The organism is Pseudomonas oryzicola (assembly GCF_014269185.2).
Classification (GTDB): domain Bacteria; phylum Pseudomonadota; class Gammaproteobacteria; order Pseudomonadales; family Pseudomonadaceae; genus Aquipseudomonas; species Aquipseudomonas oryzicola.
In genome coordinates this window covers 3,262,211-3,273,364 of sequence record NZ_JABWRZ020000001.1, presented here as the reverse complement: position 1 = coordinate 3,273,364, position 11,154 = coordinate 3,262,211, and the positions used below count along the sequence as shown (strand labels likewise).

Annotated in this window: 9 protein-coding genes and 1 pseudogene; 4 read left to right on the top strand and 6 right to left on the bottom strand. The window is 63.1% G+C overall.

Annotated elements, in window-relative coordinates:
* Positions 1–114: pseudogene (locus tag HU760_RS14970) on the bottom strand (IS5/IS1182 family transposase); the annotation flags it as partial.
* 201 nt (positions 115–315) lie between these two features.
* On the opposite strand from HU760_RS14970, the gene alr reads away from it, so the two are divergent.
* Positions 316–1,545: an alanine racemase gene (gene alr, locus HU760_RS14965; protein WP_186675369.1), complete on the top strand. Its 1,230-nt coding sequence runs from the start codon at positions 316–318 to the stop codon at positions 1,543–1,545.
* A gap of 143 nt (positions 1,546–1,688) precedes the next feature.
* Here alr and dsdA read toward each other — a convergent pair whose 3' ends face one another.
* Positions 1,689–3,026, bottom strand: coding sequence for a D-serine ammonia-lyase (gene dsdA / locus HU760_RS14960; RefSeq protein ID WP_186675367.1), 1,338 nt, complete (start codon positions 3,024–3,026; stop codon positions 1,689–1,691).
* A 74-nt stretch (positions 3,027–3,100) separates the two neighbouring features.
* A complete protein-coding gene (locus tag HU760_RS14955; RefSeq protein ID WP_186675365.1) occupies positions 3,101–4,819 on the bottom strand; it encodes an FAD-dependent oxidoreductase in 1,719 nt (572 codons plus the stop codon).
* A 195-nt stretch (positions 4,820–5,014) separates the two neighbouring features.
* On the opposite strand from HU760_RS14955, the gene HU760_RS14950 reads away from it, so the two are divergent.
* The 3 genes from HU760_RS14950 (at position 5,015) to HU760_RS14940 (ending at position 7,830) form a co-directional block, all read left to right on the top strand.
* Positions 5,015–5,791 (top strand): IclR family transcriptional regulator, encoded by a 777-nt coding sequence (locus HU760_RS14950; protein WP_186675363.1) that lies wholly within the window; start codon positions 5,015–5,017, stop codon positions 5,789–5,791.
* A 139-nt stretch (positions 5,792–5,930) separates the two neighbouring features.
* Positions 5,931–6,983 (top strand): Gfo/Idh/MocA family protein, encoded by a 1,053-nt coding sequence (locus HU760_RS14945; protein WP_186675361.1) that lies wholly within the window; start codon positions 5,931–5,933, stop codon positions 6,981–6,983.
* A 31-nt stretch (positions 6,984–7,014) separates the two neighbouring features.
* Positions 7,015–7,830 carry a sugar phosphate isomerase/epimerase family protein gene (locus HU760_RS14940; RefSeq protein ID WP_186675359.1) on the top strand — a complete coding sequence of 272 codons (816 nt, stop codon included), beginning with the start codon at positions 7,015–7,017 and terminating at the stop codon, positions 7,828–7,830.
* Between the two features lie 140 nt (positions 7,831–7,970).
* Here the strand turns inward: HU760_RS14940 and HU760_RS14935 are convergent, their stop codons facing one another.
* The 3 genes from HU760_RS14935 to HU760_RS14925 form a co-directional block, all read right to left on the bottom strand.
* On the bottom strand, positions 7,971–9,296 hold the full coding sequence (locus HU760_RS14935) for an MFS transporter (protein WP_186675357.1): 1,326 nt from the start codon (positions 9,294–9,296) through the stop codon (positions 7,971–7,973).
* 272 nt (positions 9,297–9,568) lie between these two features.
* Positions 9,569–9,946, bottom strand: coding sequence for a histone-like nucleoid-structuring protein, MvaT/MvaU family (locus HU760_RS14930; protein ID WP_186675356.1), 378 nt, complete (start codon positions 9,944–9,946; stop codon positions 9,569–9,571).
* Between the two features lie 315 nt (positions 9,947–10,261).
* Positions 10,262–11,152, bottom strand: a complete 891-nt coding sequence (locus tag HU760_RS14925) for a hypothetical protein (RefSeq protein ID WP_186675353.1) — start codon at positions 11,150–11,152, stop codon at positions 10,262–10,264.
* Positions 11,153–11,154: the final 2 nt, after the last annotated feature.

The window sequence follows — 11,154 nt, the reverse complement described above, 5'->3', positions numbered from 1 at the left end:
AAAAAAATGTCGCGAACACCGCATGGAACAGGCCAGTGAAACCATGGCGGCATAGTTTTCCGCGAGCTTGTTGAAGCGTGTCACGATGCGGCGCTTCTCTTTCAGCCAGCCAAACCGCCATGGTCTCACTGGCCTGTTCCATGCGGTGTTTGCGACATTTTTTTTCGTATAGAGGCTAGCCGGTGTTGGCTGGGCGCGACACAGCTGGCCATATCCCCAATGGCTGTGGCACCCTCGCTGACGGCGTGCCGAGCACCAATACCCTTGGGTCTTTCCGGCCGCATACATCACCAAAAAAAGAATAGAGAAATCACCATGCCATTTCGCCGTACCCTCCTGGCTGCCTCCCTCGCTCTGCTGATCACTGGCCAAGCCCCGCTGTACGCCGCACCGCCGCTGTCGATGGACAACGGCACCACCGCCCTGACTGTGCAGAACAGCAACGCCTGGGTCGAAATCAGTGCCAGCGCGCTGCAGCACAACATTCGTACCTTGCAGGCCGAGCTGGGCGGCAAGTCCAAGCTGTGCGCCGTGCTCAAGGCCGATGCCTATGGCCACGGCATCGGCCTGGTGATGCCATCGATCATTGCCCAGGGCGTGCCCTGCGTGGCGGTGGCCAGCAACGAGGAAGCCCGAGTGGTCCGTGCCAGTGGCTTCACCGGGCAGCTGGTGCGGGTGCGCCTGGCCAGCCTCGGTGAGGTGGAGGATGCCCTGCAGTACGACATGGAAGAACTGGTCGGCAGCGCCGAGTTCGCGCGCCAGCTCGATGCCCTGGCCGAGCGTCACGGCAAGACCCTGCGCATCCACCTGGCGCTCAATTCCAGCGGCATGAGCCGCAACGGCGTGGAAATGGCTACCTGGTCCGGCCGTGGCGAAGCACTGGAAATCACCGACCAGAAGCACCTCAGGCTGGTCGCGCTGATGACCCACTTCGCCGTGGAAGACAAGGACGATGTGCGCAAAGGCCTGGCTGCCTTCAACGAGCAGACCGACTGGCTGATCAAGCATGCCAAGCTTGACCGCAGCAAGCTCACCCTGCACGCGGCCAACTCCTTCGCGACGCTGGAAGTGCCGGAAGCGCGCCTGGACATGGTGCGCACCGGCGGCGCGCTGTTCGGCGATACCGTGCCGACGCACACCGAATACCAGCGTGTCATGCAGTTCAAGTCGCATGTGGCGGCAGTGCACAGCTACCCGGCCGGCAACACTGTCGGCTACGACCGCACCTTCACCCTGAGCCGTGATTCGCGCCTGGCCAACATTACCGTCGGCTACTCCGATGGCTACCGCCGCGTGTTCACCAACAAAGGCCATGTGCTGATCAACGGCCACCGCGTACCGGTGGTGGGCAAGGTGTCGATGAACACATTGATGGTCGATGTCACCGACTTCCCCGATGTGAAGGGTGGCAACGAAGTAGTGTTGTTCGGCAAGCAGGCCGGGGGCGAAATCACCCAGGCCGAGATCGAGGAAATCAACGGCGCGCTGCTGGCCGACCTGTACACCGTATGGGGCAGCTCCAACCCGAAGATTCTCGTCGACTGACATTGCCATTCCACGAAGCCCTGGCGCTGCCGGCCCAGGGCTTGTGTCGCGAAAGGGCTGCAAAGCAGCCCCAACACTTCGGCACCTTTGGCATCTGTGCCGTCGGCGCTGTTCGCACGGTGCATCGACGGGGTTGGGTGCAATCAGATGGCCCGGCCTTTGCCCAGGTAGGCGGCGAATTCCGCCGCCGGCACCATGCTGCCACCGGTCCCCCACACCAGGTGCGTGGCCCTGGCCATACGCTCGCTCGACAAGCCCATGCGTGCCAGGTATTCGGGCGAGTCGAGCACCTTGACCAGCCCCGGCATGCCGGCCAGCGCCGAAGGCTCCAGCCGTGCATTTTCCAGGTCATGGGCCAGCACCAGCAACCGGTACAGGGTTTCGTCGCTGACCGTGTAATAGCCATCGAGCAAGCGCTGCATGGCCTTGCCAACGAAGCCGGAAGGGCGGCCCACCGCCAGGCCGTCGGCGGCGGTGATGTTGTCGATGCCGAAATCCTGCACGCTGGTGGCGTCATGCAGCCCGCTGTAGACCCCCAGGAACATGCACGGCGAGTGGGTGGGTTCGGCGAACAGGCAGTGCACATGGTCGCCCCAGATCAGCTTCAGGCCGAACGCCACGCCACCAGGCCCACCACCGACGCCGCAGGGCAGGTAGACGAACAACGGGTGCTCGGCATCCACCTGGATACCGGCCGCGGCAAACTGCCTGGCAAGCCGCTCGGCGGCCACGGCGTAGCCGAGGAACAGGTGCGGCGAGTTCTCATCGTCGACGAAGTAGCAGGTTGGGTCCGCCGCCGCCTGCTGGCGCCCTTGCTCCACCGCCATGCTGTAGTCGCTGGCATACTCGACCACGGTCACGCCATGGCTGCGCAGTTTGTCCTTCTTCCACTGCCGGGCATCGGCCGACATGTGGACGGTGGCCTGGAACCCCAGCCTGGCACTGATGATGCCGATCGACAGGCCGAGGTTGCCGGTCGAACCGACCGCAACCTTGTACTGGCTGAAAAACTGCCGGGCCGGGTCGCCGGCCAATACCCGATAGTCGCTGTCGAGGTTGATCAGGCCGGCCGCCAGGGCCAGCTCCTCGGCGTGCTTGAGCACCTCATGAATACCACCGCGGGCCTTGATCGAGCCGGCGATCGGCAGTTCGCTGTCGGCCTTGAGCCACAGGGAACCGCTGAGGGGCAGGCCGGCCGCCTGCAGCAAGGTGGCGTGTAACTTGGGCAGTGGGCGCAATGGCGATTCGATGATGCCGCCAGAGGCGCTGGTATCCGCGAATACGCTGGCCAGGTACGGGGCAAAGCGTGCCAGCCGGGCGCTGGCCGCACTGACGTCGGCGGCGTTCAGGCCGACATCGGCCAGGGCCTCTGCGGCCGGGGCGATGTGCGGGTTGAACCAGCGGGTTTCGCGCAGTGCGACCAGGTCCTCGATCAGGGGGTAGCTGTTGCACCATGCTTGCAGCGTCTTGCCGTGAATCATCGTGGAATTCCTGAGGATGGGGCCGGGGCTGGCTGAGCGAAATAATCAGATTTGCCCCTCGTGGGCAAGGCCGGTCAGTCGCATTCGTATTCCCGCGCCCCGGCAATATGCCGCCCGGCCACATAGCCGAAGGTCAGCGCCGGGCCCAGGTTGATGCCACCGGACGGGTACCAGCCGCCGAACACACTGGCCATGTCGGTACCCGCTGCGTACAGCCCGGCGATCGGTTGCCCGGCCTCATCCAGCACGCGGGCATTGCCGTCGGTGCGCAGCCCGGCGAAGGTTCCAAAGCAGCCCGGTTGTACCTTCACGGCATAGAACGGCCCGTGCTCGATCGGTGCCACACAGGGGTTGGGCCCTTCATGCTGCGGGTCGCCCTGCTTGCGGTTGAACGCTGTGGAACCACGGCCGAAGGCGGGGTCCTGGCCGTTACGGGCGTGGCTGTTGAAGTCGCTGACCGTGGCGCACAACCCGAACGGGTCGATACCGCAGGCCTTGGCCAACGCTTCGAGCGTGGCGCCGCGCCTGAGGTAGCCGCTGCGTATGTGCGGCCACACCGGCAATGGGGCCGGGCGAGCGTGGCCCAGGCCATAGCGGCGCAGGAAACGGTGGTCGCAGACCAGCCACGAACACACCTCGTCATCCGGCGGTACGGCCGCAACCATGGCCGCCACGTAATCGTAATAGCCATGTGCTTCGTTGACGAAACGCTTGCCGTTGGCCAGCACGCCGATGATGCCCGGCTTGCCACGCTCGATGATGTGCGGGAAGTGGCCGACGCTACCGTCGCGGCGCGGTACTTGTGAAACCGGCGCCCACGCCACCGGCGATTTCAGGTCGGTCGCAACCACGCCGCCAGCCGACTCGCCCAGGCGCAGGCCGTCGCCCGAGCAGCCCTTGGGCGGCAGGGCCAGGTGGTCATGGCCGCTGGCATCGCGCGGGAACAGTTGCTGGCGCCGCACCGTATCGTTGGGGAAGCCGCCTGCCGCCAGCACCACGGCTTTGGCACGCACCGGTCGATCGCCCTGCGGTGTGGCTATCACTGCCCCGCACACCTGGCCGTTCTCGATCAGCAGGCGCCTGGCCGGTGCCGACGCTTGCAGTTGCACGCCGAGGTCCTGTGCCGACTTGGCCAGGCGCGCCACCAATGCCACACCGTTGACCAGGTGCATCGCCCGGCCATAGCGGGCCAGGTGGTACAGGTGGTGGCCAAGGCGCTTGCATACATGCAGCAAGGCCTTGGGCGAACGGGTCATGTTGAGGAAGGCGGCCAGGTCGGCACCGGCCATGATCGGCATGCCGATGAACGAAGTCTCGCGCAGGGTCTTGCGCAGGCGGGGCAGCAGTGCTTCCACCTCGCGGGCGTCATAGGGCGCGGCAATCACCTGGTGCCCACCCTGGGCCGCACCCGGGGTATCGCCATGCATGTCCGGTATCCCGTTGCCATCGGCAAACTGCAATGCCGTGTGCTTTTCAAAGAACGCCACCATGTGCGGGCAGGCTTCGAGGAAGGCGTCGACCCGCTCGGCGTTGTAATACGCCCCCAGTTCGTTACGCAGGTAGGTGCGCGGTTGCTCGATGCTTTCCTCGATGCCGGCCCGGCGTGCCAGCGGGTTGCGCGGCACCCAGGCCCAGCCGCCGGACCAGGCGGTGGCGCCGCCGAACACCGGCTCCTTTTCCACCACGATGACGTTCTGCCCATGCCAGGCAGCCGTCACCGCAGCAGCCAGCCCGGCGGCGCCGGACCCTACGACCAGTACATCGCATTCGGTTTCAATGAGAGCGGAAGGCATTGCAAGTGTCCTGTAGTTTTATTGGAACAAGGTTCCACATTCTTCTTGCGCGACCTGTCGACCCGCAAGGGCATCCTGGCCTTCTCAGGCAACTAATGGGCGATAAACGGACAATTCCAGTGGTTCATGCTGCGGCGGCTATCGAGCCTGTGGAATCATCTTCTAGAATTCGCAAAAATTTCAGGGACCTGAGTCATGGCTGGTAGTCAGATCGAACGCGCCTTCAGTCTTGTCGAACACCTTGCCGGTGAGCCGCAGGGGCTGCCGTTGCAAACCCTGGCCGAGCGCCTGGACATCCCCAAGAGCGCTGCCCACCGCATGCTCGCCGAGCTGGTACGGCTGGGCTACGTGCGGCAGAACCGGGACAACAGCCGCTACCAGCTGTCGGCCAAACTGGTGGCATTGGGCTTCCGTTACCTGTCCAGTAGCGGTGCCGACATCATCCAGCCGATTCTCGACCGCCTGGCCCAGGACAGCGGCGAACTGGTGCGCCTTGGCGTGATCGACGGCGCCCGCCAGACCTGGATTGCCAAGTCCCAGGGCGCCCGCTCGGGGCTGCGCTACGACCCGGACATGGGCCGCGACGCACCGCTGTTCTACACGGCGTCCGGGCATGCCTGGCTGGCCAGCCTGAACGACGAGCAGGCGTTGCAGATGGTGTTGCGCCAGGGCATCGCCGACCCGGCCCGGTTCGGCCCGAATGCGCCACGCTCAACCGATGAGCTGCTGGCGTACCTGCACCGGGCCCGTGAACGCGGTTATGCCTGGGTCGAGGAAACCTCGGCCGTTGGTACCTCGGCCATGGCTGCGGTCGTGCGGCGCCCGCAAAGCGACGAGGTAATCGGCGTGTTGAGCATCGCCGGGCCCAGCGCGCGTCTGGCGCAAGGCCGCCTGGCAGAGCTGGCGCCGCTGTTGTTGGCGGCGACGGAGGAGTTGTCGGCAGCCAGCCGGGCCAGCGAACTGTTCGCCTGAGGCACATTTGCGGGCGATAACCGCACAGTCTGATCTGCCAGTGCTTCTGAAATTCAGAACTTGGTTCTAGATTATTGGTCGCGGATTATGGAACTTCGTTCCAGAGTCATCAGCACAACAATCACAAGAGGACAGGCTGTTGAACGCACCCCTTCGTATCGCCTTGATCGGCGCTGGCAGCATGGGCCGCCAGCATTACCGGCATCTGCTCAATGTGCCGCAAGCGCGCCTGTGTGCCGTGGCCGACCCAGGCCCGCAGGCCGAGGCCTTCGCCGCGGAATGCGGCGTGCCCTGTTTCGCCGACCATCGGCACATGCTGGAAAGCGTACGGCCCGATGCCGTGATCGTCGCCAACCCGAACAACCTGCATGTCGTCACCGCGCTGGACTGCATCGAGGCCGGCGTCCCCGTGTTGGTCGAAAAGCCGGTGGGCGTGCACCTGGAGGAAGTACGCGCACTGGTCGAGGCCTCGCGTCGGCGCAATGTGCCGGTACTGGTCGGCCATCACCGCCGGCACAACCCGCTGATCAGCCGAGCCCGTCAGGTGATCAGCGCTGGCAAGCTGGGGCGGTTGATCAACGTCACCGCGCTGTGGCAATTGCAAAAGCCCGACAGCTACTTCGAAACCCCATGGCGCCGCGAGCCGGGTGCCGGTTTCCTGCTGACCAACCTGATCCATGACCTCGACCTGCTGCGTCACCTGTGTGGCGAGGTGGAGCAGGTGCAGGCCTTCACCCGCAGCGATGTGCGCGGTTATGCCAACGAAGACAGTGCAGCGGTGCTATTGCAATTCGCCAATGGCGCGTTGGGTAGCCTGACCGGTTCCGACGCGGTAGCCGCGCCCTGGAGCTGGGAGCTGGGCTCTGGCGAAAGCCCGGTGTACCCGCGTCAGCACGGCCAGCCTTGCTACCTGCTGGCTGGCACCCTGGGCGCGCTGAGCATTCCCCAGCTCAAGCGCTGGCACTACGCCGAGGCGGGCGCGGGTTGGCATGCGCCGCTGTTGCAGAGTGAGGAAAGCATCCCCGCCGGCGAGGCATTGACCCTCCAGCTGCAGCACTTTGTGCGGGTGGCCCGAGGCGAACAGGCGCCGCTGGTCGATGCGGCCGATGGAGGGCGTACCCTGGCCTTGATCGAAGCGATCCGCAAGGCAGCGGAAAGCGGTCGGGCCTGTATGCCCGAGCAGGTGGTCTGAATGCGCCATTCATTCTCGCGGGTGACGACTGATGACTGATCGAATGTTTTCGCTGGCGGCACTGACTGTGCTCGAACTGTCGCCACCCGACATGGTTGAAGCGGCAGCCCGCGCCGGTTACAGCCACGTTGGCCTGCGCCTGGTGCCTGCCACCGAACAGGAACAGCATTTTCCGCTGGTGGCCGATGGCGACCTGCGCCGCAAGACCCAGGCGCGTTTGCGCGATACGGGCGTCAAGGTGCTGGACCTGGAAATCCTGCGCCTGAAGGCGGACTCCTGTGTGGCCAGTTTCGAGCCGATTCTGGCAGTGGGTGCAGAACTGGGCGGTACAGAGCTTCTGGTGGCTGGCAACGATCCGGACGAGGCGCGCTTGACCGAGCGTTTTGCCGCGCTGTGCGACCTGGCGGCGGGCTACGGTATTTATCCGCATCTGGAGTTCATGCCCTGGACCGATGTGCGTGACCTGCGCCAGGCCATGCGGGTGGTGGCCAATGCCGACCGCGTCAATGGCTGCGTGCTGGTGGATGCGTTCCACTTCAACCGCTCCAGCTGTTCGTTGCATGACCTGGCGCAGCTGGCGCCGCAGCGCATGCGCTACGCCCAGTTGTGCGACGTCGCTGGCCCGGTGCCGGCCGACATGAACGAAATCCTGCGCCAGGCACGCAATGAACGGCGCTTTCCGGGCGAGGGCGATGCCGACCTGGTCGGCCTGCTGCGCGGCTTGCCATCGAACGTACCGCTGAGCCTGGAAATACCCACGCGGCAGCTACTGGCGCAGGGCATCAGTGGGGAACAGCGTGCGCGCATGGCACTGGAGAAAGCCATGGCGGTGCTGGGCAAGGTCTGACCGAAACCTGTTCGCCGGCAAGCCAGCTGCTGTGCGGCAGGAGCCGGCTTGGCGACGACGGGGCCGGTGCAAGCATTGCCATTGCGGCCTGAACCAAAAAAGGCCCGCAAGGGGCCCCGTAGAGGTAAGTGGCTGCGCGCCTAGGCGTGCTCGACCTTGCGCGGCGCCATGAAGTACATCCACACCAGCGCCAGGAAGTACATGGCCGGAATCAGGGTGAACAACAGCGCATAGTTGTTGTTTGTGGCGGTCAGTACGCTGCCGACGATCTGGGTCATGAACATGCCGCCAATCGCCGCGCACATGCTGCCGAAGCCGAACACCGTACTCACCAGGTGCCGGGGTGTGTAGTCCATCACCAGGCTCCAGATATTGGCCGTCCACGCCTGGTGCGCGCCCACCGCCAGCGAAATGGCGGCCACCGCGACCCACAGGCCACTGGCGTTGGCGGCGAAGGTGACGCTGAGCATGGTGCAGGCGAAGATCAGCATCGATACCAGCCGCGCCGTGGTGGCGCGCATGCCACGCCCGATCAGCCAGGACGACAGGACGCCGCCGCCGATGCTGCCGAAGTCCGCTGTCAGCCAGATGATGATCAGCGGGATACCCATCTGGGTCACGTTGATACCCAGGCTGTACTGTTGGTTGAGGAACGGTGGCAACCAGTACAGATAGAACCAGAACACCGGCGCGGTAATCGCATAGGCCACCGCGAAGGCCCAGGTGCCACGCAGGCGCAGAATGCGGCTGAACGGCACGCGGCTTGGCTCGGCGGTATCGCCCTGCTGGATGTATTCCACCTCGCTCTGGCGCACGCGGGGATGGTCTTCCGGGTTGTAGTACTTCAGCACCCACAGCACCACCCACACCAGGCCCAGGCTACCCATGGCGATGAACGCGGCCTGCCAGCCCCACACCGCCAGGATCAGCGGTAACAGGGCCGGGGTGACCATGGCGCCGACGTTGGTACCGGCATTGAACAGGCCGGTGGCGATGGCGCGCTCCCCCGCCGGGAACCACAGGCGCACGGTCTTCACACAGGCCGGGTAGTTGGCCGCCTCGGTCAGGCCGAGGATGAAGCGGCAGACCATGAAACCGGCGGCCGACGTGGCCAGGCCATGGGCGCCGGTGGCCAGGCTCCATAGCAGCACGGCGCAGAAGAACGCGCGCTTTACCCCGACCTTGTCGATCAACCGGCCTTGCAGCAGGAATCCGATGGCGTAGCCGACCTGGAACCAGAAGTTGATGTTGGCGTAGTCCATCGCCGTCCAGCTCATTTCCTTGGCCAGGATTGGCTGCATGATGCCCAGCGCGGCACGGTCGATGTAGTTCAAGGTGGTGGCGAAGAATACCAGGGCAAGCATGCCCCAGCGGGTCTTGCCGACGGCGAAGGCGCCGCGAAGCTTGTCGCCGATCGAACCTTGGTGCGTCCGAGGGGCGGCGGGAGTGGTCCTGGAGTGGTTCATAAACTGCTCGTTCTTGAAATTGTATTCAGCTGCGGTGCTACGGGTAGATCGCCGGGTCCCAGGCAGGGGACATGCAAGGCCGGTGCATGGTGGGCAGTGAAGGCGGCAGCGTCAATTCAAGTGAGAGGCTAGTGTTCGGTTACCGAACGGTTGCGGTGGCCTGTGGGCGAGGCGGTGGTTCGGACCATGCCGAAGGAGACGGGGCCGTCGTTACTCGGCACCGCAGGCCGGTAAAGTATCGGCAGGGCAGAGCATGAGTTGGCGCCAAGGTGTCAGTACCACACAGTTGCCCAGCGTTTCACCTCCTCGCGGCCGTACTGTTGCATCCACAATTGTAGTGTTTTGTTTAACGTGCTCTTCGCTTCTACCATCTCACCGGTGTACGGGTTTCTGTAGTACTTGCATTGCCGTGCCCTGAAGCGGCGGAGTGGTAAAGGGGGCGACCATGAATGCTTGCTATCTTCGTCCTCGATCCCTCTGATTGCCAATATATCCGATAAGCCGAATTGGTATTCGGCGAGCAGGTCGCGGAGTTTGCCTTCGAACTCGAATTCGCGCTTGAGGTGCGGATCGATTTTTATGAAAGAGAGTTCGGACTTCTTGGCGGCGAGCAGGTGTTCGAGTGCACGGAATTCGGCAAGTCTGGACATGTTATCTCTCCATCGATTGATGGGGTAGTGTTAGTGGCTGTCGAACGATAATGCAAGCGCGGAAATAATTTGTGAAATGTTTAGGTTTGGCAGTTCGTGCATCGTCTTGGGTGGGATGTTTAATTCCGGTTTGTTTTTGTAAGTTTGTTCCCGCAGTAAAGTTGATTGGATGTAATAAATTGTGATGACTACTTTGTTCCGGAGGGGCGTTGCCGTTGGGCCGCAAGGCGGCCCGACTGTTTGGTTGAGGGCTTTATCCGAATCGTGGGCCTTCGCCCTGGACCGTGCAGCTATGTCGATGGCCAACCGCGGGTTTCATCTGCGCTTCTTTTTAAAGGGTTGCACGGTGGCGTTCTGAAAGGCTTCCGGAGGTGGTGCGGCTGCGCGGACATTGAACAGCCGACAGACGCCGTACCAGCAGATGGCGACTGTCAGGTTGTAGGGAAACAGTACGGCCCAGAACGGTAGTTGCCAGTTCTTCTTGCCCTGCATTTCACCGGGCTCGCCTGTCCGCCAGGGGGCGTAGTGGCGCCAGGCCTCTGCCGGGGTCAGGCAAATGGCGTGAAGCGGCCGGTGCCACCAATTGGGTTCACCAGGTGGGGGGAGTTTGTCGAGACCGTGGTCCATGAAGTGACGTAGGTATTCCCATACTTCGGCGACATGCTTGACGCTGGCTTCGGTGGGTTCGTTGCTGTCGACCCAGAGGCAGTCCTTTTGGTGAAGGCTGCCGTCTTTCCGGCGAGGGGCGAAGGCGAGGGCATAGCAGGTGCTGAAGGAGGCGCCGCCAAACTCGGTGCGTTTGAAGATACCACCTCCGGTGTTATTCCAGTCAAAGACTAATGTCTTGCTCAATCGCTGATAGTAGATTTTTTTGGAATAGCGGTTCAGGCAAATAGCCGATAAGCCTTTTATGAAGTAGATTCTATAGATCAGGAATGGCGTGAATGTGAAGGGCGCCATTAAAAACATTAGCATTAACGTGGTATCTTCAGTGTATAAGTCTGAAAGGCTTGGAAAGAGATAGGGATAAAAGCCAATTAATAGGGTGATCGTCATTGCGCAGTACAGCTTTCCCATGAAAACCGAATCTGTTACCCATGGGTTTCGCAGGCATAGGGTGTTATTGGATAGGCTCATTAGCTGTCCGCCAATCGCAGGTTTGTGTCCTGATTTTGATGTTGTGTCGAATGTCCAGATGGTTGCCATGA

Bases quoted from the DNA above. Each gene is read 5' to 3' on its own strand.
- alr (WP_186675369.1), top strand. From the start codon at position 316: ATGCCATTTCGCCGTACCCTCCTGGCTGCCTCCCTCGCTCTGCTGATC.
- dsdA (WP_186675367.1), bottom strand. From the start codon at position 3,026: ATGATTCACGGCAAGACGCTGCAAGCATGGTGCAACAGCTACCCCCTG.
- HU760_RS14955 (WP_186675365.1), bottom strand. From the start codon at position 4,819: ATGCCTTCCGCTCTCATTGAAACCGAATGCGATGTACTGGTCGTAGGG.
- HU760_RS14950 (WP_186675363.1), top strand. From the start codon at position 5,015: ATGGCTGGTAGTCAGATCGAACGCGCCTTCAGTCTTGTCGAACACCTT.
- HU760_RS14940 (WP_186675359.1), top strand. From the start codon at position 7,015: ATGACTGATCGAATGTTTTCGCTGGCGGCACTGACTGTGCTCGAACTG.
- HU760_RS14935 (WP_186675357.1), bottom strand. From the start codon at position 9,296: ATGAACCACTCCAGGACCACTCCCGCCGCCCCTCGGACGCACCAAGGT.
- HU760_RS14930 (WP_186675356.1), bottom strand. From the start codon at position 9,946: ATGTCCAGACTTGCCGAATTCCGTGCACTCGAACACCTGCTCGCCGCC.
- HU760_RS14925 (WP_186675353.1), bottom strand. From the start codon at position 11,152: ATGGCAACCATCTGGACATTCGACACAACATCAAAATCAGGACACAAA.